Here is a 24,780-nt window from a genome sequence, read left to right on the forward strand (position 1 = left end):
CCCCACTGGTCAGGAATCGAGAAGCGCGGTCGCCGGGGCCGCACGTAGCGTGGCGGTCATGGACATGAGCACCGAGCTGCACCTTGCCGACAGCCACGATCTGATCCGCGTCCAGGGCGCGCGGGTGAACAACCTCAAGGACGTCAGCATCGAGATCCCGAAGCGGCGCCTGACGGCCTTCACCGGCGTCTCCGGTTCCGGCAAGAGCTCGCTGGTGTTCTCCACGATCGCCGCGGAGTCGCAGCGGATGATCAACGAGACGTACAGCGCGTTCGTCCAGGGGTTCATGCCGACGCTGGCGCGGCCCGAGGTCGACGCGCTGGACGGCCTCACCACGGCGATCATCGTCGACCAGGAGCGGATGGGCGCCAACCCGCGCTCCACGGTGGGCACCGTGACGGACGCGAACGCGATGCTCCGCATCCTGTTCAGCCGGCTCGGGGAGCCGCACATCGGGCCCGCCACCGCCTTCTCGTTCAACGTCCCGACGACCAGGGCGAGCGGGGTGATGAGTACCGAGAAGGACGGTCGCACCGAGAAGAAGGTGGTGCGCGAGGCCGTGTACCTCGGCGGCATGTGCCCCCGCTGCGAGGGCCGGGGCTCGGTCTCCGACCTCGACCTCACCGCCGTGTTCGACGACTCGAAGTCGCTCTCCGAGGGAGCGATCAAGGTGCCCGGGTACACGGCCGACGGCTGGATGGTGCGCGGCTTCGCCGAGTCGGGCTTCGTGGACCCGGACAAGCCGATCCGCGACTACAGCAAGAAGGAGCTCGACGACTTCCTCTACAAGGCGCAGACCAAGGTCAAGATCCAGGGGATCAACATGACCTACGAGGGCCTGATCCCCAAGATCCAGAAGTCCATGTTCTCCAAGGACCTCGACGCGCTCCAGCCGCACGTGCGCGCGTTCGTCGAGCGCGTCGCGACCTTCACCACGTGCCCCGACTGCGACGGCACCCGCCTGTCCGAGGCCGCACGGTCGTCGAAGATCGCCGGCCGCTCCATCGCGGACGTCTGCGCGATGCAGATCACCGACCTCGCCGACTGGGTCCGGAGCCTGGACCTGCCTGCGGCGGCGCCGCTGCTCAAGGGCCTGGGAGAGAACCTCGACTCCTTCGTCGAGCTCGGCCTGGGCTACCTGAGCCTCGACCGCCCCTCCGGCACGCTCTCCGGCGGCGAGTCGCAGCGCATCAAGATGCTCCGGCACCTCGGGTCGTCGCTCACCGACGTCACCTACGTCTTCGACGAGCCCACCATCGGGTTGCACCCGCACGACATCGCCCGCATGAACGACCTGCTCCTGCGGCTGCGCGACAAGGGCAACACCGTGCTGGTCGTCGAGCACAAGCCCGAGACCATCGCCATCGCCGACCACGTGGTCGACCTCGGCCCCGGAGCCGGCACCGCCGGCGGCACCATCTGCTTCGAGGGCACCGTCGACGGGCTGCGGCGGAGCGGCACCGTCACGGGACGGCACCTGGACGACCGCGCCTCCCTCAAGGAGACCGTGCGCACACCCGCCGGCGCGATCGAGATCCGCGACGCCACCACCCACAACCTCCAGGGAGTCGACGTCGACATCCCGCTCGGCGCCCTCGTCGTCGTGACCGGCGTCGCCGGCTCCGGCAAGAGCTCGCTCGTCCACGGGTCCGTGTCGCCGCAGGACGGCGTCGTCATGATCGACCAGAGCGCGATCCGCGGCTCCCGGCGCAGCAACCCCGCCACGTACACCGGGCTCCTCGAGCCCATCCGCAAGGCCTTCGCCAAGGCCAACGGCGTCAAACCGGCGCTCTTCTCCGCCAACTCCGAGGGCGCCTGCCCGACCTGCAACGGCAACGGCGTCGTCTACACCGAGCTGGGCTTCATGGAGACCGTGGCCACGCCCTGCGAGGACTGCGGCGGCAAGCGGTTCCAGGCCTCCGTGTTGGAGTACACGCTCGGCGGCCGCGACATCGCCGAGGTGCTCGCGATGCCCGTGGCGGAGGCGCTGGACTTCTTCTCCCACGGCGACGCCAAGACCCCGGCTGCTGCCGCCGTCCTCGCCCGGCTCGACGACGTCGGTCTCGGCTACCTCACCCTCGGCCAGCCGCTCACCACGCTGTCCGGCGGCGAGCGCCAGCGCCTCAAGCTCGCCACGCGGATGGGGGAAAAGGGCGGCGTCTACGTCCTTGACGAGCCGACCTCCGGGCTGCACCTCGCCGACGTCGAACAGCTGCTCGGCCTGCTCGACCGGCTCGTCGACTCCGGCAAGTCCGTCATCGTCATCGAGCACCACCAGGCGGTCATGGCGCACGCGGACTGGATCATCGACCTCGGGCCTGGCGCCGGCCACGACGGCGGCCGGATCGTCTTCGAGGGCACGCCCGCGGACCTCGTCGCCGCCCGATCCACCCTCACCGGCGAACACCTCGCGGCCTACGTCGGCGCCTGACCGGGTCGGGTCCCGAGTGCCCGGGCGAGGTCCTCGGCCGACGTCACGGGCCGGTCGCAGACGAACCCGCGGCACACGTACGCGGCCGCCCGCCCGTCGACGAGCGGGCGGTCGGCGAGGAGCGGCACCCCCGGAGCGTCCGGCTCACCGACGGCGACCACGAGCCCGGGCGACGTCGCGCGGCGGGCGACGCGCTCGAGCTCGTCCCGCGCCGCGTCGTCGTGCCCGACGACGGCGACCTGCAAAGGGCCAGCGGCCAGCGCCTCCGCGACGGCGAGCGTCCATCCCGCGAAGCGCGGTGCTTGCCTAGCGAGCCCTCCCGCGGCCGCCACAGCGGCCTCGGCGGCCTCGCGATGCCGGGGCGAGCCGGTCAGCGCGGCGTAGGAGCACAGCGCGCCGGCGAGCGACGACTGCCCCGAGGGCTCGGGCCCGTCGGCGGGGTCCTTCGGGCGGCTCACGAGACGCTCGGCGTCGTCGGCGACGTCGAAGAAGCCGCCGGAGCCGTCGCCGAACCGCGCGAGCGCGACGTCGAGCAGGTCACGTGCCCCCTCGAGCCACCGCGCCTCGCCCGTGGCCTGGTGCAGCGCGAGGAGCCCCTCGGCGAGGTCACCGTGGTCGGCGGCGACGCCGGGTGCCGAGCCGGCGACGCCGTCGCGCGACACGCGCCGCAACCGCCCGTCGACGAGGTGGACGCGCAGGACGAGCTCCGCGCACCGGCGTGCCGCCTCGACGTACGCGGGGACGCCGAGCAGGACCCCCGCCTCGGCGAGAGCGGCGATCGCCAGCCCGTTCCACGCCGTGACGACCTTGTCGTCGCGGGCCGGCTGGGGCCGCCCGGCGCGGGCGGCGCCCAGCCGGGCGCGGACGCCGGGCCACCAGTCCGGGTCCGGGTCGCTGCGGAGCTGGAGGGTCGAGGTGCCCTGCTCGAACGTGCCCTCGGGCGTCACGGTCAGGACCCGCGCGGCGCGCGCGCCGTCGTCGGGCCCCAGGACCTGCGAGAGCTGCTCGGGCGTCCAGACGTAGGTGAGTCCCTCGACGCCGTCCGTGTCGGCGTCGAGCGCCGAGGCGAAGCCGCCGTCGGGTGTGCGCAGGTCCGCAAGCAGGAAGTCGGCGGTCTCGCGGACGACGCGCTCCGCGAGCGCCGAGCCGGTCGCGCGATGCAGGTGAAGGTAGACGCGCACGAGCTGGGCGTTGTCGTACAGCATCTTCTCGAAGTGCGGCACGACCCACGCCGCGTCGACCGCATAGCGCGCGAACCCGCCGGCGAGCTGGTCGTAGATGCCGCCGCGGGCCATCGCCTCGCACGTGCGCTCGACGTGGCCCAGCGCCTCGGGGTCTGCCGTACGGGAGTGGTGGCGCAGGAGGTGCTCGAGCGTCATCGACGGCGGGAACTTCGGTGCGCCGCCGAACCCGCCCCTCGCCGGGTCGGCGTCGCGGGCGACGAGGCGCACGGCGCGGTCGAGGGCGACGGCGTCGAGCGCGGCCGGCGCCGGAGGAGAGGACCTGCGCGCCACCGCCTCGGTGATGGCCGCCCCCTGCTGCACGACGGCGTCGCGGCTCTCCGTCCACGCCTGCGTGACGGCGTCGAGCAACGCCAGGAAGTGCTCGCGCGGGTAGTAGGTACCGCAGTAGAACGGCTCGCCGTCCGGGGTGAGCATGCAGGTCATGGGCCACCCGCCCTGCCCCGTCATGGCGGTCGTCGCCGACATGTAGACGGCGTCGACGTCGGGACGCTCCTCGCGGTCGACCTTGATGGCGACGAAGCGGGAGTTGACGGCAGCGGCGACGTCGTCGTCCTCGAACGACTCGTGCGCCATCACGTGGCACCAGTGGCACGCCGCGTACCCGACGGACAGCAGGACCGGAACGTCGCGCCGCCGGGCCTCGGCGAACGCGGCCTCGCCCCACTCCCACCAGTCGACGGGGTTGTCCGCGTGCTGGAGCAGGTACGGGCTCGTCGCCGTCGCGAGGCGGTTCGGCATCTCATCAGCCTAGGTGCGGGGGCGCGCCACGAGCGAGAGACCTCTTGCTGGATCTCAGGCGCGCGAGGGACAGCCCAGGGGCGGGCGAAATTTTGGCGGCGGCGGGCGAAGTTGCCTCCAGCGACGGGACTGACGGTCTTGATGGTGCCTATCGTGGCGAGCGCGGGACCCGGTTCGGGGAACGTCAGGAGGGAGCCACCATGCTGGACGACACCAACGGTGCGGTCGCCACGGCGGAACGCCGCGGGCTGGCTGTCCTTGATGCGCTGTGGCTCCTGGACTCCGGGCGTGAGGAGAGGTTCGACCGCATCACGCGGCTGGTTCAGGACGCCTTTGGTGTGCCGCTGGCATTCCTGAACCTGGTGGACGACGACCGGGTCATCATCAGCTCCGCCATGCCGGGCGAGCTGCGCGGTATGTATCGTCCGCGCCCGGAGACGTTCTGCTCGGTGACGGTGCAGCAACGGGAGCCGCTCGTGGTGCCGGACGCCACGAAGGACCCGCGGTTCGCTCACCTGCCGCTCGTCGCGGGCGAACCAAGGCTGCGGTTCTACGCGGGCGCCCCGCTGACGGTGCAGGGCACGCGGATCGGCACGCTGTGCATCGTCGACACCAAGCCCAGGACGGTCACCGGCGACGAGCTGGCCGTCCTCCAGCGCTTCGCCCGCTGGGCGGAGCGAACGATCGCCGAGGACCTGGACCGGGTGCAGGTGGAGGACATGGTGCACAACCTCCAGCCCCGGCCTGTCGTCCGCCGGGGTTACCGCGTGGCCGGGCTGGCGATGGCCGCGGAGGTGGTCGGCGGCGACTTCTGCACGTGGTGGGAGAACGGCGAGCGGGTCGACCTGTGCATCGCCGACGTGATGGGTAAGGGCGTCTTCGGCGCCGTGCTCGCTGCCGGGCTGCGGTCGGCGCTCACGGCGCGTGGTGGGCTCTCGCCCGCGGAGGCCGTCCAGGCGGCTGAGATGCAGCTCGGGCCCGAGATGGCCAGGTGCGGAGCCTTCGCCACGCTCCTGCACGCGTCGCTCGACGCCGCGACGGGTGAGCTGACCTACGTCGATGCCGGGCACGGGCTGTCGGTCCACGTCCGCTCGGACGGCAGCCACGAGCGCGTCGGGTCCGCCGGGGTCCCGTTCGGCCTGCTGGACGACGTGGGGACCCGCCCCGAACGGACGCTGACGCTCCGTCCGGGAGACTCCTTCGTCTCGGTGAGCGACGGCGTCCTCGAGCTGTACGACTCGACCCTCACCGCCCTGGACGAGGTGGCGGCGCTGGTCAACGTGTCGGCCGACGCAGACGACCTCCTCGCCCGCATGGAGAAGCACGCGAGGCGGCACGGACTGCTGGACGACGACGTGACGGTCGTCGTCGTCGCGCGCGACCGGGACTGACGCCGCCTCTTCGCCGCAGGCCGGCTCAGCACGTCCCGGACTCCGTCGTCGCGCCCTCGAGGGGCGACATCCAGGCGGCAAGCATGTCGAGAACGTCGCCGGGAACGCTCTCGTCTGCCTCGTGAGAGACCGGGCCGACGGCGGGCGGTCGGCCGGAGTCGGCCGCCCCGCCCGCCTTGGGCGCACGTCAGCCCACGGGACTTCCGGCCAGCTCCGCCATCTCGTTGATCTCCTGCGTCTGGGCGTCGATGATCGTCTGGGCCAGGGTGGTCGCCTCCTCGTTCACGCCGTCCTCGATCTCGGCCTGCGACATCTCGATCGCGCCCTGGTGGTGGGCCGTCATCAGGTGCAGGAAGTGCTCGTCGAACTCCGCGCCACTGAGCCCGCCGAGCATGGCCATGGCCTCCGCCTGGTCCATCCCGTCCATGTCCATCCCGCCCATGTCCATGCCGGAGTGGTCCATCCCCTCCAGGTCCTCGCCCCAGCTGGTCAGCCAGCCGGTCATGAGGTCGATCTCCGGCTGCTGCGCCCCGGCGATCCGCTCCGCGAGGTCCTTGATCTCAGGGGTGCTCGACTTCTCGGCGGCCAGACCGGCCATCTCGACCGCGCCCTCGTGGTGGATGATCATCATCTGCGCGAACCCGGTGTCGGCGTCGTTGTGCTCGGACCCCGCGGCGGTCGTGCCCGCCTCGGCGTCACCCCCGGCGGGGTCCTCGGTGCCGGAGCAGGCGGCGAGCGCCACCGCCAGCGCGATGGCGGCGGTGGTGGCACGCAGGGTTCGACGGAGGGTCAGGGTCACGAAGGGTTCCTCTCTCTGGCCGCCGGTCGGCGGCACGGGTTTTCGACGTGTCCGAGTCTGGGCGTTCCGCCCTGCGCTCCGTCTCGCGGCCGGATCAAGATTCGATGAAGAACGCTCGAGGTCGCCCCGATCGGCCGGGGCGGTCCGATGGGTTGGGACAATGGGCCGGTGCCTGTTGCCCCCTCACCCCAGCGTGTGGTCGTCGTCGACGACGAGATCCCCCTGGCTCGCCTGCTCGGCGGGTACTTCGAGCGGGAAGGCTTCGAGGCGCACCTGGTCCACGACGGCGCCGCCGCCGTGGAGGTGCTCCGCGAGCTGGATCCCGACGTCGTCGTCCTCGACCTGGGCCTGCCGGGGCTCGGCGGGATCGAGGTGTGCCGGACGCTGCGGACCTTCTCCGACTGCTACGTCCTGATGCTCACCGCGCGCGCCGAGGAGATCGATACTGTCGTGGGGCTGTCCGTGGGCGCCGACGACTACGTGACCAAGCCGTTCCGGCCGCGCGAGATCATGGCCCGCGTGCAGGCGATGATGCGCAGACCGCGCAGGCCGACAGGCGCACCTCGGCCCGCCGAGGCGGCGCGCACGCCCGCGATCGAGATCGGGGCGCTGCGGATCGACGTCGAGGCGCGCGAGGTCGGTCTCGACGGCGAGCCTGTGCCGCTGACGCGCACCGAGTTCGATGTCCTGGCCGCGCTCGCCTCGCGGCCGGGCACTGCGTTGTCCCGGCAGGCTCTCATCGGGGCGGTGTGGGGTCAGGACTGGTACGGCGACGAGCACCTGGTCGACGTCCACGTGCTGCACGTGCGGCAGAAGCTGGGCGACACAGCCACCGAGCAGCGGTTCGTCCGCACGGTGCGCGGGGTCGGGTATCGGATCGGAACGGGGGCATGACCGCCATCACCGGCGCCACCACGCCCTCCCCCGCTCGTCACGCGTCGGCACCCGCGCCCGGCTGGAGGCTGGACTCCGGGCCCGGCCGGCGCTCGCGGGGTCTCATCCGGCTCGACACGGTCACCGGCGCGACCTCCACGTCCGAGGGCTACCGGCACTCGCTGCAGTCGGCGATCGACCAGCTCGGCTGACCGACGTCGTCCGCCCCACGCTACGGATGGTGCGGACCCGCAAGGGCCGGCCAGCGGTGACGCGCGGCCCGGGCGGGCAGGTCGACGACGAACGTCGCGCCCCGCCCGGCGCCCGCACTGAAGGCGGACACGGCACCGCCGTGAGCCACGACCAGCGCCCGGACGATCGCCAGGCCGATCCCCGAACCGCCATGGCCACGATCGCGAGCGGAGTCGACGCGGTAGAACCGTTCGAACACGTGCGGCAGGTGCTCGGCCTCGATCCCCTCCCCGGAGTCGGCCACCGTGAACCGCACCCCGTTCCCACACCGCTGGGCAGTCAGCCGCACCTCTCCTCCCGCCGGCGTGTGCCGCAGAGCGTTGTCGAGCAGGTTTCCCAGCACCTGACCGAACCGGTCCCGGTCCGCGGCCACCGGCGCCACACCGTGCTGCACGTGGGTGGTCAGACGCACCGCCCCGCTCGCGTACTGTGCGCGTACCGCGTGGGCCGCCACCTCCACGAGCTCGCCCGGATGGACCGGCACCAGGTCGAGCGGCATCGCTCCGGACTCCGCCCGCGCGACGGCGGACAGGTCGTCCGCGAGCCGCGTCAGTCGCGACGCCTGCGCCCGCAGCACGTCCGTCGTCGCGGGCGTCAGCTCCTCCACGCCCTCCTCGAGCGCGTCCAGGTATCCCGCGATCGTGGCCACCGGTGTCCGCAGCTCATGTGCGATATCGGCCATCAGCCGCCTGCGCATCTCCTCGTTCCTGCCCAGGCGCCCCGCCATCCCGTTGATGGCATCAGCGAGCTCGTCGAACTCGGAACCGATGCGCGGCTGCACCACCCGCACGTCGAACCGGCCCGAGGCGACCTGAGCTGCCACCGCCGACATGCCGCCCAACGACGAGCCCACCCGGCGCGACATGACAAGGCTGATCACCAGCGACGTCATCACCGAGGCGCCGAGCGCCACCGCGAGCGTCACCGTGCTGGCGGATGCGAACGCCTCCAGCGCGTGCGCGGCAAGGCTCCCCGGCTCGTGCGCTGCCCGCTCCAGGTGCTGGCGGAAGACCCCCGGGCCCACCGCGGGAGCGACCAGCCACGCCGCCAGGCCGCCTGACACCACCACCAGGACCATGGCCGCGACGAGGCGGCTCCCGATGCCTGAGAACCTGGATACCACCCGTCCCGCTCCCATCGCTCGCCTCGGTGCCGCCTGACGCCGCACGCGACGTCAACCGCCCGCGACGTCAATGTAGTCACCCGCGCCGCCGGTTGACTCCCCGTCGGGGCGATGCTGCAGTGAAACCATGGCTCGCGCGGTGGAGACGGACTACCTGGTCGTGGGCGCCGGGGCCGCCGGGATGGCGTTCGTCGACGCGCTCATCGACCACGACCCCGAAGCGCGGGTGATCCTCGTCGACCGGCGCGCCGGCGCCGGGGGCCACTGGCTCGACGCCTACCCGTTCGTCCGCCTGCACCAGGCCTCGCCGTTCTACGGCGTCGCGTCGACGCCGATGGGCACCGGGCGGCTGCAGACCGAGGGCCCCGAGACCGGCCTGCACGAGCGCGCCACGGGCGCCGAGATCACCGCCTACTACGCGAAGGTCCTCGACGACCGGCTGCTCGCCTCGGGCAGGGTCGAGTTCTACCCGGGGCACGAGCATCTCGGCGGCGGGACGCTCCGCTCGCTCGGCACCGGCGGGACCGTCGAGGTGCGCGTCCGGCGCCGCGTCGTCGACGCACGGTACCTCTCCCCCGACATCCCGGCGACGACCCCGCCACCGTTCGCCGTCGACGACGGTGCGCGCGTCGTACCGGTCGGGACCCTGCCGTCGCTCGAGCTCGGTGGGATGCCCGAGCGGTGGGTCGTCGTCGGCTCCGGGAAGACGGCGACCGACGCGTGCATCTGGCTGCTTGCCCAAGGTGTCGATCCGGACGCCATCTGCTGGGTCCGGCCGCGCGACCCGTGGATGCTCAACCGCGCCGTCATCCAGCCGAATCCGGCGATCTTCCTCGGCATGGCCGGCGACCTCCTGGGCGCCGCGGCGGAGGCGACGTCGCCCGACGACCTCTTCCTCCGCCTCGAGGACCTCGGCATCATGCTCCGCATCGACCGCTCGGTGACGCCCACGATGGCCAAGACGCCGACCCTCGCGCGGTGGGAGCTCGACGAGCTCCGCAGGATCGAGAACGTCGTGCGCCTGGGGCACATCCGGCGCGCCGTCAGCGACCGGCTCGTGTTCGACGGCGGTGAGGTCGTCACGGGACGAGGCTCCGTCGTCGTGCACTGCGCCGCGCCCGGCCTGAAGTACTCGCCGCTGGTCCCGATCTGGGGCGAGACGATCACGCTGCAGCCGATCCGGACCGGGTTCCCGTGCTTCGGGGCCGCGCTCGCAGGGTTCGTCGAGGCGACGCGCGACGACGACGCCGAGAAGAACGCACTGTGCCCCCCTACTCCGTACAGCGACACGCCCACCGACTGGATGGCGATGCAGGTGCTGGGCAACCGAGCGTCGTTGCGGTTCGGCGCCGACCCGGAAATCCGCGCATGGGCGAACACGACCGTGCTCAACCCGTCGCGGATCGGGCCTGAGCACGTCGGCCGGGCTGACGTGGCCGACGTCGTCGCGCGGTTGAAGCGGAACGCGCCGGCCGGTGTCGCGCGCATGGCGGAGCTCGCCGGGCTGGCCTGACCGCCCGGCGAGCTCCAGCTCAGGCGATGTTGGTGATCAGGCGACGACCCGGAACGACGCGTCGGCGCGAACCTGGTCCGACGAGAGCGGGTCGACCCGCAGGACGTAGTTCAGGTGGCGGAGGTAGCGGTCCGGGTAGTTGTGCGAGCGGAACATGACGTGCGCCGAGCTGAGCGGGCTGGCGACCTGCTGGAACGTCGCGTCGGCGGCGAAGGTCGCGGAGCCGTCGTGCCGCTCGAGCCGGATCTCGTAGGCGTAGTGGCGCAGGTAGTAGCCGGGGAAGTTCACGGACTCGAACGAGACACGGCCGCTGCTCCCGGGGACCAGGCCGCGACGGAGGCGGAACTGGGCGTCCGCGGCCGGCGAGACGTTCGGGTCGATCCGGCCCACGTTGTTGGCGTGCCGGATGTACCGGTCCGGGAAGTTGTACGACTGAAGCCGGTTGATCCCGGTCGCGGCGGGGGCGTGCAGGAGCGTGCCGAAGCCCAGCTGGTCGTACCCGCCCGAGGCCGTGCCGTAGTCTCCGCCGCCGCCGTCGGGCCGGATGCTCTCCGCCATCTGCCGGACCCACGGGGCCGAGATGCCTCGGCGTCCCTCGTAGTGCCCGAGGATCGACTCCCACACCGGCCGGATGTGCCCCCGGCCGGCGGAGCTGACCTCGGTGTGGGTGGCCCACCCGACGTGCGGGGCGGTCGTGCTGGGGCCGGACTGCCAGGTGTAGTCCGTGAACGGCACGTCGAACCCGAGGTTGTACTTCGCGACGTACTCGGCAGCCTTGAGGAACCTGTTGCCGCCGTAGCCGTAGCAGTCCACGCCCTGGTTCCAGGCCATCTCGCAGAACGCGCCCAGCAGGCCCATGCCCAGGACGGTGTGGCCCTGGTCCCGGCCGCTCTCCTGGAACTGCGCGAGGCCTTCGCTCTCGTAGACGTACGGGATCGCGTGCTCGATCGACCCGTTGCCCGCACCCGTCTCGAAGTAGTCGATGGCGCGGGCCACCAGGTCGTCGCGGTCCGCAAAGATGCCGATCGCGAGGATCGAGGCCATGTTGCAGAGGTCCCAGTTGGCCCAGTAGTTCGTGATGACCGCGCCGTTGTGGTTGGTGAGGAACTGCTCGTTGAGCGGGTGGAAGATGTTGAGGAGCATGTTCCGGAACCGGGTGCGGTCGAATCCCGGGTGGTCGCGCACGAGCTCGGCGGCGTTGGCGAACTGGTAGCCGTAGATCCCCGCGGCGAGGAATCGGTCCGCGTTGCCGGTGACCGTCCGCAGGGTCCCGGACCAGGCGTTGAGGATCGCGACCGCGGTGTTGCCGTGCGCGGCGCTCCCGGAGAGCCGCCAGCGGAGGGCGTTCTGGTAGGCGGCGTGGATGTCGGGATAGAGCTGGGCGTAGTTGGACCCGTCCCCGCCGCGGATCACGGTCTCCAGCGGGCGCGCCGTCCAGGTCGACTGCGACCGCCCGTTGGCGACGAGGCGGTCCCAGCCGGACTTCCACGGCTGGAGGCTGGAGGCGACCCGGTCGCGGGCCCGGGTCAGGTCCGAGGCGGTGTGCAGCATGCTCGGGTGCGCGGTCACCGCGGCTGCGGTGGCTGGGCTCACGCCGAACACGGCGGAAGCGGCGGGCTCCGCACCCCAGGCCAGGACCGGTGCTGCGGCAGCGCCGATCAGGAAGGACCTGCGGGACACCGGTGGGACGGTCGTGCGTGCGTGGTGGTGCGCGTGCTCGTGTCTGGTCATCATCAGCCCCATTGCGTTTGATGGTGGGCTCTTCGTTGAGCCGCCACGAGGTTAACGTCACCAGCGGGCCGCTGGGAAGACGTTTTCCTGGAGTTTTTTCACCCTGGATTCTTTCGCCAGAGCAGGTTGCCGCCTTCGGGCCGCGTCAGAAGGGTGGGGCGTTGCCGGGGTCAGGGCGTGTCGGCTGGGTGGGCGAGGTGTCGGCCGTCGGGTGGTCGGTCGGTGTGCGGCCGAGGAGTCGTCGGGTGTGGTCGTGCAGGCTGGTGACGTCGGCGGCGCCAGTGCCGGTCTGGGTGCTGGTGCTGGTGGGTGCCGGCCTGCCGAGGGTGGTGGCGGGCCGTGCATAGGTGTTGCCGGTGGGTGCGGTCCAGACGGTGTGCCCGGTGTCGGGGTGGCGGTGGGCGGTCCAGCCGTGGTGGGTCTTGGCGTTGTGGTGCCGGCGGCACAGGGATTGCAGGTTGCCGGCCCGGGTCTGGCCGGGGGTGCCCGCCGGCTGGTGCGCGGGGTCCAGGGTGTGGTCGAACGGGGTGATGTGGTCCAGGTCGGCGCCGGTCGCGGGGCGGTCGCACTGCGGGAAGCAGCAGGTGCGGTCCCGGTCGAGCACGGCGGCGCGTAGGGCGGCGCCGGGGGTGTAGGTGCTCGTGGAGTGGTCCAGGAGTATCCCGGTGACGGGGTCGGTGACCAGCCGCTGCCAGGTCCCGTCGGCGGCGAGCGTTGCGGCGGTGTCGGCGTCGATGGGTCCGCACCCGTCCAGGTGCCCGGGGTGGCTATCGAGCCCGGCCAGGGTGGTCGCGGCGATGGTGACCTTGACCTGCGCCCGCACGGGCAGCACCGTGATCCGGGTCGCGCCGCACAGGCACCCCCCGCACACGCACCCCGACCCGACGGCGGTGGTGCGGGGCACGCCCGCCGCGTACTCCGGGGCCGTCACGGTCCCCTCGATCGCCGTCACGGTCGTGTTCGTGGTCGTGGTGGCCGGCGGGGTGCAGGTGGGCCGCTCGGGGACGACGAGGCGGCCGGTGAGGATCGCGGTGAGGGCGTCGGCACGGGCCTGGGCCAGGGTGCGGGTGGATCCCGCTGCGCGCTTGAGCGCCCGCGCGGCGGTGTCGACGCTCTGCCAGACGGCGGCGGCGTCGGTGGCGGGCAGGTGCGCACTGAGCCAGGCCATCGTGGAGCCGTCGACCGGGTCGAGGTAGACCGCCCGGGCCTCCCGTTCGGTTCTGGCCTGCTCGACCACGCTCAGGTGGCGGCGGGCGTGGTCGTTCATCTTGTCCCGCACCCAGCCGCGGGACCGGTCCGCCGCCCCCGGCAGCACATCGTCGATCGCGGCCCGGCGCTGGGCGAGGGTCAGGGTCTTGCCGGCGAACAGCAGCAGGTCGGCCTTGACCACCTCGATCCGCCCGGCAACCAGCGCCTCGGCCACCTCGGGATGGGTGGAAAGGCCCGCGCCGCGGGCCATCATCTTGTTCGCCTCACCGTCCGGGACCCCAAGGTGCGCCCCCAGCTCGGACGCGGCCGCGGTGTGCTCGGCCGACCAGCCCCGCCGGGAGGCGAGCTCGGCCGCGACCGCCGCCTGCCCGGCCAGCGCCCACCCGATCAGCCGCTGCCAGCCCGCCGCCACGTCCAGCAGCCCGGCATCACCCAGCCCGGACAGGACCGCCTGGCCCCCGTCGTCCAGGGACGGCACCGCCCGGCCGGTGAGGCTGGCCAGCACCCGCGCCAGCCCGGCGGGCACGTTCTGGAGCTCACCGGCCATGCGGCCGTCCCGCCCGGGCGTCATCGCCAGCACCACCACGACCACCCCCGCCGCCCCCTGTCCGGACCCCGAAGGGGTCCGGCGCCTGGCCCCCTGCCCGACACCAGCCAGCCTATCGAACAACCGTGCGACATGCCAGATGATGACGAAAGATGTGGATAAATACTTTATCCACAGGCCCCCGCGTCAGCGTCGGACCCGCACAACACCACCAACACGCCCCACGCCACCAACTCGACCCTGTGCAACGGCCGGTTCCACGCCGCCCGGCCCAGCTGGACGGGCGACGGGAAATGTCTATGTCGAGCTGCCGGGGCTCCGGCAGGGTGACGATCATGGAAGAGCCCGCGCGGTACCGGTCGCCCAGCGAAGCACGCCCTGCCTACCTCGCCGATGCCCGCGGACCTGCGACGCCAGTGGCAGGCGGACGCCGCCGTGCGGCCGAGCCCGCTCGACCAGCGCACCGCCACGGCCTACGACGCCATCGCCCTGGAGGCCGCCGTCGGCTACGACGCCGTGCTGCTGTCGCCGGTGACCCCGCTGGGCACGACCTCGGTCGTGTCCCCAACCTCTCAGGACCGGGCGGTCACCACCACCCGCGGAACCGAGGTGGTGTCCGACCCGACCAACGTGCTGGCGATCGAGGCTGCTGGTCGCCTGGCCATCGAGCCGCGGGCGCACGTGCGGCTCACGACCGTCCACCAGACGCTGCGCCCCGGACCGGTCCAGCCCGTAGCGGGGCGGACCGCCCACTTCCGTCTGTTCGCTCTCGCCGAGGCGGGACGCGGCGAACCCGAGGACGGGTTCGAGGTGCACGCGGTCGCCGAGCAGCTCGCAGTGCACCTGCGCACCATCCACACCGCCGCCGACCGCTTCGGCCTCCAGGCCGGTGTCCCCGAGGCGATCGTGTGCGTGGACGAGGCGCACGCCAGGCTCGGCGACCGCGTCAGCGCGCGACTCACCGCGATGGGTCTGGCCGTCACGCGCGAGCCTCTGTTCTCGGGCTACTACGGCGGCCTCCGCGTCCGGGTGCGCGTACCCGACCCGGCGGGCAACGCACCAGAGATCGTCGACGTCGGCGCGTTCGACTGGGTCGCGCAGCTGACCCACGACCGCCGCCACCGGTTCATCGCGAGCGCGCTCGGCCTCCAGCTCCTGCCGCTGTGCTACGCCCGCGCACAGCGGTCATGACACAAATGCAAGGCTGCCGGGCACGGGCACATGAGCGGGGTAGACCGGCTCGATCGTCAGGAGTCCCGATGCGCCGCAGCTTCCGCCCGCCGACGCGCCTGGCCGCCGTCGTACCTGCCGCTGTCGCGTCTGCACTCGCCGTGAGTGCCTGCGGCCCGGCGCCGGACGCGGGGCTCGTGGTGTCCGACGTCGGCCGCAACGGCGTCACCGTCGCGGACACGGCCTCCGTGGACGACGTCGTCGCAGCGACGCAGCGCCTCGGCCTCACGATGCTTGATCCGACGACGGGAGGAGACACCGTCGGCCAGTGCGCGCCGTCGGACCAGGTGGCACCGGTGAACGTCGTCTCTCCGGCGTCCCTCGCCGTGGCCCTGGCCATGCTTGCGGAGGGTGCCGAAGGGCACACGGCGCAGGAGCTGGACGCCGCCCTGGGCGCGACGGGCACCGAGCGTACCGACGCGTACAACGCGCTGATCGCGGCTGTCGGTGAGTACGACGGCGACCCCGGGGTCGCCCAGGACGACGACCTCCCTGAGCGGCCGGTGCTGCACCTGGCCGACCAGGTGGTGCTCGACGACGGGTTCGCCGCGAAGCAGGACTACCTCGACGCGTTGGCGGCTGCGTTCGGTGCGGGGGTACAGCAGGCTGACCTCTCGACGCAGGACGGCAAGGCCGTCCTGGACGCCTGGGTGCAGAAACACTCCGGCGGCCTGATCGAGCGGAGCGCGATCGAGCCCGACCCCGACCTCCGGCTGGTGCTGCAGAACGCGGTCGTGCTCGTGGCCGGCTGGCAGACGCCTATGGGCGACCCGTTCGACGCGCCGTTCCGGCTGCCTGACGGGACCGAGGTCCAGGCCGAGGCGGTCGGCGAGGGGCTCCACGTGGCGCGGGCGGAGCACGACGGGTGGACCGCGGTCCGCCTCCCCTACACCGAGGGCTTCCACGCGGATGTGATCCTCCCGCCCGAGGGAGAGGATCCTGTGCCCGACGACGCCGTGGCAACCGCCCTGGACGCGGCCCTCACTGCCGCAGAGCCCGCTTCCGTACAGGTCACGATGCCAACCCTCGACATCGCCACCGAACCCGTCGACCTCTGCCCCGCCCTCTCGGCAGCCGGCCTCGGCGGCCTGTTCACCGATCCCGACCTCAACGGCATCTCCGACAAGGACCTCGTCATCCAGCAGGCCGCCCAGCAGGCGGTGCTCAAAGTCGACGGCGACGGCACCGTCGCCGCCGCGGTCACCGAGATCGGCGCCGCCGTGACCAGCGCCGAGATCGCCGACGACACGTTCACCGTGGACCGCCCCTACACCTTGCGCATCGCGCACGCGCCGACGGGCTGGCCGCTGTTCCTGGCCTCGATCAGCGACCCGCGGCACTGAGCAGACGTCTTCAGCGGGTGATGCGGAAGCCCGTCTCGCCGCGGGGCGGGAGCTCCGCGACGTCCACGGCGGTCACAATCGCCCCCAGCGGGCCCTCGCGCAGCACGGTGACCAGGGCCTCGACGGCGTCCGGCTCCCCCTCGACCTCCGCCTCGACCGTGCCGTCAGGCGCGTTCCGTACGAAGCCCCCGACGGGCAGCCGGCGCGCTGCGTCCACCACGGCGGCTCGGAAGCCGACGCCCTGCACCCTTCCGTGCACCGTCACGCGTACCCGCCGGGCCATGCCGTCAGGATATGCGGCCGGGGCAGCCCGTCAGCGACCGGGCCGGATCATCGTCATCCCCGCGACCGTGGCGCGATCGAAGGTCGGCAGCATCGCCGCGGCCTCCTCGAGCCCGATCACGCGCTCCACGAGGTCCTGCGGCCGGAGCGCACCCTGCTCGATGAGCGCGAGCATCCCCGGGTAGTCGACCGCCGCCATGCCGTGGCTGCCGAGCACGTCGAGCTCCCACCCGATCACGCGTGCCATGGGGACGCGCGGGTGCCCGTCGACGGGCGGCAGGAGGCCGATCTGTACGTGGCGGCCGCGCCGGCGGAGGCTGAGGATCGCGTCGGCGCACGTCTGCTCGCTGCCGACGGCGTCGACGGCGACGTGGGCGCCGCCGGTCAGCGCGTGCACGGCCCCGGGCACGTCCGTGATCCCGTCGGCGACCACCACCTCCTCGGCACCCAGCGACGTCGCGACCGCGAGCGCCTCCGGGTTGCGGTCGACCGCGACGACCCGCGCACCGAGCGCCACGGCGATCATCACCGCGCTCAGCCCGACGCCCCCGGCGCCGACAACGGTCACCCACTCGCCCGCGCGGAGGGCGGCGCGGCCTGCGAGTCCGCGGTAGGCGGTGGCGAACCGGCAGCCGAGAGCGGCGGCCGCCTCGAAGCTGACGTCGGCCGGGATGGCGACGAGGTTGGTGTCGGCCGCGTGGAGCGCGACGCGCTCCGCGAACGAGCCCCAGTGCGTGAACCCTGGCTGCTGCTGGTCGGGGCACACCTGGGCGTCGCCCTGCGCGCACCACTCGCAGCGGCCGCAGCCGCAGACGAACGGCACGGTCACCCGGTCGCCGACAGCCCACTTCTCCACGCCGGCGCCGACCGCCGACACGACGCCGGCCAGCTCGTGGCCGGGCACGTGCGGCAGCGCGATGTCGTCGTGGCCCACCCAGCCGTGCCAGTCGCTGCGGCACAGCCCGGTCGCCTCGACCTGGACGACGACGCCGCCCTCGGGCGCGACGGGCTCGGGCACATCCCGCACCTCGGGGGTCGCGCCGATGGCGTCGAAGATCACTGCGCGCATCGCGCCTGCCTTTCCTGAAGCCGCGGTTCGACGCCGACCATACCGGCGGCGATCCTCTCGGTCCGACGGCGGCACCGGTGGTGGGCCGGCGGCTCGCCCGCCGCCTGGGCTACGGTGCTGGTCGTGGACCTTCTCCCGTGGGCCGAGTACGCCGCACGCTTCCCGCGTCAGCGCCTGTCCGCCGGCGTCCTGCTCCACAGCGACGACGGGCGGGTGGTCCTGGTGGAGCCGACGTACAAGCCCGGCTGGGAGATCCCTGGCGGGGTCGTGGAGGCTGACGAGGCACCGTGGGCCGCGGCTGCCCGGGAGGTACGGGAGGAGCTCGGGCTGGAGCTCACGGTCGGCCGCCCGCTGGTGATCGACCACCTCACTGCCCAGGCAACGGCGGAGAGCATGCTGCCGAGCCTGCTCGCCGCCGGCCACATCACGCCTCAGGAGGCCGCCGACGCCACGGCGGCGCTCACAGCCGGCCTCTGCTGGATCTTCGAGGGCGGGCAGGTGACCGACGGCGACCTCGCACGGTTCACGCTCGACGACACGGAGCTCCGTTCCGCACGGCTGTGCCCTCCTGACGAGGTCCACCGTCTGGCCAAGCCGTCACTGGCCCGACGCGTCGCCTGCGCACTCGACGCCCAGCGAACCGGGACCGGACCGCTGCTCTGCGAGAACGGCGTGACCGTCTGACCGGCACGCCGGGACCACGCGGGCTCGCGCTCGATCGTGCCCGGCCGCGGCCCCACAGAATTTCCGTTGGTTCCCCCACGGCCGGCAAGGTCCGCCGGCGCATCCACCCTGCCCTGCAGCGGGTGGAAGGGCGTCTCCCGCGTCGGTGGACGTCAGACTCGGCGTGCGAGCAGGCTGAACGTGTTGGGGACGCGTCCGTCCCAGGCGGCAGCACCGACGCCTGCTGGGAGCCAGAACGGCTCGGGGTGCTCCTCGAGGTGCTCGATCTCGAAGCCTGCACGTCGACATGTCATGACGATCGTCGCGAGCGTGTTCTGATGCTCCACGGCGCCATTGCCGGGGAACGTGTCGTTGACGTGCGAGGGCGCAAAATAACCGCGATCCGCGCGAACTCGGATCTCATCGGCATCCCAGGCCCACAACGGCACGAGCGGATGCGCCTCGTAGACGTAGAACCAGCCGCCTGCCCGGAGAAGGCGGTGCACCTCCGCGAAGAACGCTCGGAGGTCGGAGACCCAGATGAGCGCGCCCTTCCCGGTGTAGACCAGATCGGCGCTTGCACCGTCCAGCCCGCTCGCGGGCATGACCGCCCGCGTGTACCGGCACGGCACACCCAGCTCGTCGGCTCGGCGCTGCGCGCTCGAGACGGCCGCCTCGCTGTAGTCCAGTCCGTGCACGGAACGCGCCCCAAGACGCGCAAGAGCGATGTCGTCCAGCCCGTGGCCGCTCATCGGATGAACTACCTCGGCGCCGCCGACGATCTCGCCAAGAGCGTCAACCTCGGCAGGGAAGAGCTCAGCGGTTCGTGCCCGCTCGAGGTGCTCGGCGTACTCGTGCTCGTACTTGCGCGAGGCGATCGCCCACGCAGCCCGGGTCGGGTCACCAGTGACGTCCATCCGGCAACCCTGCCATCGTCGCCGCCATCCACCGAGTCCTTTTGCCGAAGCTCGGCATCGGGCCGACCCTGGACCTCCGAGCTCGATGAGTGATGACATGTCGAGAAGCTCTGACCGGCTCCGCTCAGAAGGTGAAGGGGCCACGACAGGCGCGGCCCACGACATCAGGAGACCACCATGCCGAAGTACCTCCTCCTCAAGCACTACCGCGGCGGCCCTGCGCCCCACCGTCCCGTGCCCCCGATGGACCAGTGGGCCCCCGAGGACGTGGAGGCGCACATGGCCTTCCTCAAGCACGTCAGCGAGCTGCTCGAGGAGAACGGTGAGTTCGTCGACGCGCAGGCGCTCACGCCGGAGCGCACCTGGGTGCGCTACGGCGGCCCGCATGCCGCGCCGGTCACCACCGACGGCCCGCTGCCCGAGACAAGCGATCTCGTGGCGGGCTGGTACATGATCGACGTCGAGTCGCACGAGCGCGCGGTCGAGCTCGCGGCCTACGTCTCCTCCGAGCCCGGCCCGGGCGGGAAGCCGCTGTACGAGTGGATCGACGTCCGGGAGGTCATGTCCTAGGCGCCCTCGGACGACGGACCCGGCATGATCGACGAGCCGACGCGACGGCTGGACGACGGTGCGCTGCGCGCCCTCGTCCCTCGGGTGCTCGCGGGCATGGTCCGGCGGGGCGAGGACTTCTATGCCGCCGAGGACGCGCTGCAGGAGGCGCTGCTGGAGGCGCTGCGGGTATGGCCCGAGCACCCGCCGCGCGACCCCCGCGCGTGGCTGGCGACGGTCGCGACCCGGCGGCTCGTCGACGCCCGCCGCAGCGAGGCCGCCCGGCACCGCCGGGAGGAGGCGACGTATTCCGAGCCGCGGCCCGCCGCCACCGAGGAGGGCGACGACGCGCTCTTCCTGCTCTTCTGCTGCTGCCACCCCGACCTCACGCCCGCCTCCCAGGTGGCGCTGACCCTGCGCGCCGTCGGCGGCCTCACCACCCGGGAGATCGCCGACGCCTTCTACGTGCCGGAGGCGACGATGGCGCAGCGGATCAGCCGGGCCAAACGCGCCCTGCAGGGGCGTCGCCTGGACCAGCCCGGCGACCTCGCCGTCGTGCTGCGCGTGCTCTACCTCGTCTACGCGGCCGGCCACGCGGGCCGGGTGGACCTGGCCGGCGAGGCGATCCGGCTCGCCCGCCAGCTCACCCTCGCCACCGAGGAACCGGAGGCGCGAGGCCTGCTCGCGCTGATGCTCCTCAACCACGCCCGCCTCCCGGCGCGACTCGACCCAGAGGGTCGCATCGTCACGCTCGACCGACAGGAGCGCGGCCTGTGGGACACCCGCGAGATCGCCGAGGGCGTACGCGTCCTGCAGTCGGCGCTGGCCGTCCAGCGCCCCGGCCGCTACCAGGTCGAGGCCGCCATCGCCGCCCTCCACGACGACGCGGCACGCGCCGAGGAGACCGACTGGCCGCAGATCCTCGCCTGGTACGACGACCTCGTCGCCCTCACCGACGACCCGGTGCGGCAAGACCCCGCCGCGGTGCTCGGGCGTGCGGTCGCGGTCGGCCACATGCTCGGCGCCGCCGCAGGGCTGCGTGAGACCGACCGGCTGCGCGAGGTGCTCGGCGAGCGGCACCGGTGGCACGCCGTCCGCGGCTACCTGCACGAGCTCGGCGGCGACCTCCCTGCCGCCGCCACGGCGTACGCGGATGCCGCCCGCCGGGCCACGGAGGTCGCCGAGCGTGACCACCTGGTCCGTCAGGCCGCCCGCGCGCGGGCCGCCGAGCCATGAGGAAGTCGGCGCACTGGACGCCCGCCGTAGGCTCCCACGCGGAAGAAGCACGATCGATCGGGCGAGCCAGGAGCAGGCATGAGCACCAGCGGTGAGCGGGCACCCGGAAAGGGGCGTGTCGTCGTGGTCGGGTCGGCCAACGTCGACCTGGTCGTCGACGTGCCGCGGCACCCGCGCGGTGGCGAGACGGTCCTCGGCGGAGAGCTGCGCCGGACTCCCGGCGGCAAGGGGGCGAACCAGGCCGCCGGAGCCGCACGCGCGGGCGGCGCCGACACCGTCCTGGTCGCGGCACTCGGGCGCGACGACGGCGCGGAGCTCCTCCTGCGTTCGCTCGGCGAAGCAGGGGTGCACACGACCGGTGTGCGCCGCGTCGGCGCCCCGACCGGCACCGCCCTCATCACGGTGTCTCCTGACGGGGAGAACGCGATCGTCGTCGCCCCGGGTGCGAACGACCACCTGTCGGTCGACGACGGCGCGCGCGAGCTGATCGCCACCGCTGACGTGGTCCTCGCTCAGCTCGAGATCCCGCTCGAGACCGTGGTCGCCGCAGCCGAGGCGCGCCGGCCCGGCGCCACGTTCGTCCTCAACGCGGCGCCGTCGCGCGAGCTGCCCGAGTCGCTGTGGCGCGCGGTCGACGTCCTCGTCGTCAACGAGCACGAAGCGGCTGACCTCGCCGGACGGCAGGGGGGAGCTCCCCCGGACGAGCCCGCGGACCTCGCGAGGGCACTGCTCTCGCGGGTGCCTGAGGTCGTCGTGACGCTCGGCGGCGACGGGGCGCTCGTGGCGGGCCGCGGCCGCCGGGACGTCCGTGTCCCGGGGATCGCGGTCGACGTCGTCGACACCACTGCGGCCGGCGACACGTTCTGCGGCGTGCTCGCCGCCGAGATCGCACACGGTGCAGACCTGGCGGACGCGGCCCGGACGGCGGGGGTCGCCGGCGCGCTCGCCGTGACCCGGGCGGGCGCGCAGGAGGCGGTCCCCGACCGCGAGGAGGTGCTCGCGGCGATCCGTCGCGAGGAGGAGCGGTGAGCGGGCGAGATTCATGCCCGCTGCTGCCTTGACCGGTGTGCTCGCCCGCTGAGGCGTCATCATGTCCAGTAGCACCTACTGGCGGGAGGCCTCATGGACGCGGCACCGACCCCGACCCACCGGACCGTCGCCGTCGTCGGCGCGTCCGGCGCGGGCAAGACGACGCTCACCGAGGCGCTGCTGCACCGCGCCGGCGCGATCCCCCGCGCGGGCCGCGTGGAGGACGGCAGCACGGTGACCGACCACGAGCCCGAGGAGGCAGCCCGAGGCATCTCGCTCGGCCTCGCGCTCGGGACGCTCACCTGGACGTGTCCCGACGGCACCGTGAGCACCCTGACGCTGGCCGACGCGCCGGGCCACCCGGACTTCGCGGGCGCCGTCGACACGGCCCTGTCGGTCGCGGACCTCGCGCTCGTCGTCGTCAGCGCGGTCGACGGCGTGCAGCCCGGCACCTGGACCGCGTGGGCGACCGCCGAGGCGCTCGGCGTGCCGCGCCTCGTCGTCGTGACCCAGGAGGACCGGGCCCGCGCCGACTTCCGGCGCGTGCTCGCCGAGCTGCGCGAGGCCTTCGGCGAGCACCTGTGGCCCATCGAGCTGCCGCTCGGCGAGGAGCAGTCCTTCAGCTCCATCGCCGACGTGCTCAGCGAGCACGCCCTCGTCTACGACGACGCCGGCCGGCACCACGACGAGGACCTGCCCGCCGAGGTCGTCGACGAGGAGCACGGGATGCACGTCGACGTGACCGAGGAGCTCGTGTCGCACGACGACGAGCAGCTCGACGCGTACCTGTCGGGCCAGGAGCCGGCGGCGGCGGACCTCGAGCGCACGCTCGCACGCGAGGTCGCCGCGGGCGAGGCGGTGCCCGTCGTCGTCGCGTCCGGGGTGACCGCCACGGGCGTCGACCGCCTCGCCGACCTGCTGTGCGAGCTCGCGCCCGCACCGAGCGCGCATGACAGCCGCATCGTCCTGGGCGGCGGCGCCGACGCCGCCGCCGAAGACGGCGGACGCGTGCTCGCGGTGGCCGCCGACCCGTCGGGCGAGCCGCTCGTGCACGTCTTCCGCACCGTGGCCGACGCCTACGTGGGTCAGGTCTCGATGCTCAAGGTGCTCTCGGGCGTCGTGCGCACCTCCGACCGCCTGCGCAACGCGACCACGGGCGCCGACGAGCGCCTGCACGGCCTGTTCCGGCTGCAGGGCAAGGAGCACCTTCCGGTGGACCAGCTGTTCGCGGGCGAGGTGGGGGCCGTGGCCAAGCTGGGCGGCTCGCCGTCGGGCACGCTGCTCTGGTCGCGGTCGTCGGGGCAGGCGCGACCCTTCCTTCCGCCGACGCGCCAGCCCGTCTATGCCGCGACGCTCGTGCCGGCGTCGCAGTCGGACGACGAGCGCATGTCGACGGCGCTCGCCCGGCTCGTCGCCGAGGACCGGACGCTCGTCGTCGACCGGGTGGGCGATGCGACCGTGCTGCGCGGCCTCGGCGACACGCACCTCGCCGTCGCGGTCGAGCGGCTCGCGCGCGTGTTCGGCGTCCACGTCGAGACCGGGCCGGTGCCCGTCGCCTACCGGGAGACGATCGCTCGGCCCACGCAGGCCGAGGGCAAGGTCAAGAAGCAGTCCGGCGGGCACGGCCAGTTCGCCGTCGTGCAGCTGCGGGTCGGGCCGCTGCACGAGGGCGGGTTCGAGTTCGTCGACTCGGTGGTCGGCGGTGCGGTGCCCCGGCAGTACATCTCGGCCGTCGAGCACGGCGCGCGCGACGCCATGGCCGCCGGAGGGCCGCAGGGACACCCGGTCGTCGACCTGCGCGTCGAGGTGTACGACGGCAAGGCGCACTCGGTGGACTCCTCCGACATGGCGTTCCGCACCGCGGCGGCCACCGGCGTCAAGGCGGCCCTCGCCGAGGCCGGGACGGTGCTGCTCGAGCCCCTGGCGACCGTGACCGTGACCGTCCCGCCCGAGCACCAGGGTGCGGTGCTCACCGACCTGTCGGGACGGCGCGGACGCTTCTCCACGACCGAGCTGGCCGACGACGGCCGTGCGCGCGTCGTCGCGACCGTGCCGGAGGCGGAGCTCGGCCGCTACGTCCTCGACCTGCGGTCGCTGACGGGAGGCCGTGCCGATCTCACGATCCAGCCCGCCGGCTATGAGCGGGCGCCGGGCGTCGCACGGGAGTGAACCCGGCCGCGCCCGGGGCTGACGGTCAGCGGCTGAGCTCGATGAGCGCGAGCAGAGCCCGGCCGTAGGCCTCGGCGGGCTCCGGGTCGGCAAAGGCGCGAGGCCGGCCGCGGAGCTCGACCTCGACCTCGTAGGCGCCGTCCGTGCGGCGCAGGGCGCGGAAGCTCGCGCGCAAGAGGGTGCGCAGCTGGTCCTCGCGCGGCAGCCAGAGGGCGTCCTCGATCGCGACCGAGTCCAGCGCCCACTCGGTGGTCCCGTTGAAGCCGAGGATCGTGCCCGTCGGGTACTCGTGCGCCTCGATGGTCATCGTGCTCACGGTGAAGACGTCGCTCGCGAGCTCGGGCGCCTCGATGCGGAACCGGTCGCCGTCGACCGGGTTCCAGACCAGGCCGGCGTCTCGCAGCTTCGCGGCAAGCTCGGTAGAGATCACCGACCCATTGTC

Annotated in this window: 21 protein-coding genes; 12 read left to right on the top strand and 9 right to left on the bottom strand. The window is 72.9% G+C overall.

Annotated elements, in window-relative coordinates; genetic code table 11:
• Nucleotides 1-64: 64 nt before the first annotated feature.
• Nucleotides 65-2,431, top strand: a complete 2,367-nt coding sequence (locus tag L1785_RS08270) for an ATP-binding cassette domain-containing protein (protein ID WP_236088955.1) — start codon at nt 65-67, stop codon at nt 2,429-2,431.
• On the opposite strand, the gene L1785_RS08275 is transcribed toward L1785_RS08270, so the two are convergent.
• Nucleotides 2,416-4,413, bottom strand: a complete 1,998-nt coding sequence (locus tag L1785_RS08275; protein ID WP_236088737.1) for a thioredoxin domain-containing protein — start codon at nt 4,411-4,413, stop codon at nt 2,416-2,418. The two genes, L1785_RS08270 and L1785_RS08275, sit on opposite strands and share 16 nt — an antisense overlap.
• A 200-nt stretch (nt 4,414-4,613) precedes the next feature.
• On the opposite strand from L1785_RS08275, the gene L1785_RS08280 reads away from it, so the two are divergent.
• The gene (locus L1785_RS08280) at nt 4,614-5,804 is read left to right on the top strand and encodes a PP2C family protein-serine/threonine phosphatase (RefSeq protein ID WP_236088738.1); all 1,191 of its coding nucleotides are present in this window, start codon (nt 4,614-4,616) and stop codon (nt 5,802-5,804) included.
• Between the two features lie 187 nt (nt 5,805-5,991).
• Here L1785_RS08280 and L1785_RS08285 read toward each other — a convergent pair whose 3' ends face one another.
• Nucleotides 5,992-6,603: a DUF305 domain-containing protein gene (locus L1785_RS08285; RefSeq protein WP_236088739.1), complete on the bottom strand. Its 612-nt coding sequence runs from the start codon at nt 6,601-6,603 to the stop codon at nt 5,992-5,994.
• A 147-nt stretch (nt 6,604-6,750) separates the two neighbouring features.
• Between L1785_RS08285 and L1785_RS08290 the strand changes: the two genes are divergently transcribed.
• Nucleotides 6,751-7,497: a response regulator gene (locus tag L1785_RS08290; RefSeq protein ID WP_372461836.1), complete on the top strand. Its 747-nt coding sequence runs from the start codon at nt 6,751-6,753 to the stop codon at nt 7,495-7,497.
• Nucleotides 7,494-7,688 carry a hypothetical protein gene (locus L1785_RS08295; protein WP_236088741.1) on the top strand — a complete coding sequence of 65 codons (195 nt, stop codon included), beginning with the start codon at nt 7,494-7,496 and terminating at the stop codon, nt 7,686-7,688. Before L1785_RS08290 ends, L1785_RS08295 begins: the two co-directional genes overlap by 4 nt.
• 20 nt (nt 7,689-7,708) lie before the next feature.
• Here the strand turns inward: L1785_RS08295 and L1785_RS08300 are convergent, their stop codons facing one another.
• Entirely contained in the window at nt 7,709-8,851 is a 1,143-nt protein-coding gene (locus tag L1785_RS08300) for a sensor histidine kinase (RefSeq protein WP_236088742.1), read from the bottom strand.
• 127 nt (nt 8,852-8,978) lie between these two features.
• Here L1785_RS08300 and L1785_RS08305 point away from each other — a divergent pair, with 127 nt between their 5' ends.
• Entirely contained in the window at nt 8,979-10,364 is a 1,386-nt protein-coding gene (locus L1785_RS08305; RefSeq protein WP_236088743.1) for an NAD(P)/FAD-dependent oxidoreductase, read from the top strand.
• 36 nt (nt 10,365-10,400) lie between these two features.
• Here L1785_RS08305 and L1785_RS08310 read toward each other — a convergent pair whose 3' ends face one another.
• Nucleotides 10,401-12,095 carry an AbfB domain-containing protein gene (locus L1785_RS08310; RefSeq protein WP_236088744.1) on the bottom strand — a complete coding sequence of 565 codons (1,695 nt, stop codon included), beginning with the start codon at nt 12,093-12,095 and terminating at the stop codon, nt 10,401-10,403.
• Nucleotides 12,096-12,240: 145 nt separating this feature from the next.
• Nucleotides 12,241-13,896, bottom strand: a complete 1,656-nt coding sequence (locus tag L1785_RS08315; RefSeq protein WP_236088745.1) for an HNH endonuclease — start codon at nt 13,894-13,896, stop codon at nt 12,241-12,243.
• Between the two features lie 348 nt (nt 13,897-14,244).
• Here L1785_RS08315 and L1785_RS08320 point away from each other — a divergent pair, with 348 nt between their 5' ends.
• Entirely contained in the window at nt 14,245-15,042 is a 798-nt protein-coding gene (locus tag L1785_RS08320; RefSeq protein WP_236088746.1) for a hypothetical protein, read from the top strand.
• 68 nt (nt 15,043-15,110) lie between these two features.
• Nucleotides 15,111-16,424 (top strand): serpin family protein, encoded by a 1,314-nt coding sequence (locus L1785_RS08325; protein WP_236088747.1) that lies wholly within the window; start codon nt 15,111-15,113, stop codon nt 16,422-16,424.
• 10 nt (nt 16,425-16,434) lie between these two features.
• Here the strand turns inward: L1785_RS08325 and L1785_RS08330 are convergent, their stop codons facing one another.
• Complete coding sequence (locus L1785_RS08330; RefSeq protein ID WP_236088748.1) at nt 16,435-16,707, bottom strand: acylphosphatase; 273 nt, start codon at nt 16,705-16,707, stop codon at nt 16,435-16,437.
• Nucleotides 16,708-16,737: 30 nt separating this feature from the next.
• Nucleotides 16,738-17,775 (bottom strand): zinc-dependent alcohol dehydrogenase family protein, encoded by a 1,038-nt coding sequence (locus tag L1785_RS08335; RefSeq protein WP_236088749.1) that lies wholly within the window; start codon nt 17,773-17,775, stop codon nt 16,738-16,740.
• Between the two features lie 123 nt (nt 17,776-17,898).
• On the opposite strand from L1785_RS08335, the gene L1785_RS08340 reads away from it, so the two are divergent.
• Complete coding sequence (locus L1785_RS08340; RefSeq protein WP_308113295.1) at nt 17,899-18,459, top strand: NUDIX domain-containing protein; 561 nt, start codon at nt 17,899-17,901, stop codon at nt 18,457-18,459.
• A gap of 152 nt (nt 18,460-18,611) precedes the next feature.
• Here the strand turns inward: L1785_RS08340 and L1785_RS08345 are convergent, their stop codons facing one another.
• A complete protein-coding gene (locus L1785_RS08345) occupies nt 18,612-19,355 on the bottom strand; it encodes a class I SAM-dependent methyltransferase (RefSeq protein WP_236088750.1) in 744 nt (247 codons plus the stop codon).
• A gap of 177 nt (nt 19,356-19,532) precedes the next feature.
• Here L1785_RS08345 and L1785_RS08350 point away from each other — a divergent pair, with 177 nt between their 5' ends.
• The 4 genes from L1785_RS08350 (at nt 19,533) to L1785_RS08365 (ending at nt 24,338) form a co-directional block, all read left to right on the top strand.
• The gene (locus tag L1785_RS08350) at nt 19,533-19,925 is read left to right on the top strand and encodes a YciI family protein (RefSeq protein WP_236088751.1); all 393 of its coding nucleotides are present in this window, start codon (nt 19,533-19,535) and stop codon (nt 19,923-19,925) included.
• A 24-nt stretch (nt 19,926-19,949) separates the two neighbouring features.
• Nucleotides 19,950-21,140, top strand: coding sequence for an RNA polymerase sigma factor (locus tag L1785_RS08355; protein ID WP_236088752.1), 1,191 nt, complete (start codon nt 19,950-19,952; stop codon nt 21,138-21,140).
• A 78-nt stretch (nt 21,141-21,218) separates the two neighbouring features.
• Complete coding sequence (locus L1785_RS08360) at nt 21,219-22,169, top strand: ribokinase (RefSeq protein ID WP_236088753.1); 951 nt, start codon at nt 21,219-21,221, stop codon at nt 22,167-22,169.
• Between the two features lie 93 nt (nt 22,170-22,262).
• Nucleotides 22,263-24,338 carry an elongation factor G gene (locus L1785_RS08365; RefSeq protein ID WP_236088754.1) on the top strand — a complete coding sequence of 692 codons (2,076 nt, stop codon included), beginning with the start codon at nt 22,263-22,265 and terminating at the stop codon, nt 24,336-24,338.
• Between the two features lie 25 nt (nt 24,339-24,363).
• On the opposite strand, the gene L1785_RS08370 is transcribed toward L1785_RS08365, so the two are convergent.
• Nucleotides 24,364-24,768 (bottom strand): pilus assembly protein CpaE, encoded by a 405-nt coding sequence (locus L1785_RS08370; RefSeq protein WP_236088755.1) that lies wholly within the window; start codon nt 24,766-24,768, stop codon nt 24,364-24,366.
• Nucleotides 24,769-24,780 lie beyond the last annotated feature (12 nt).

The organism is Antribacter soli, from assembly GCF_021568775.1.
GTDB lineage: Bacteria > Actinomycetota > Actinomycetes > Actinomycetales > Cellulomonadaceae > Antribacter > Antribacter soli.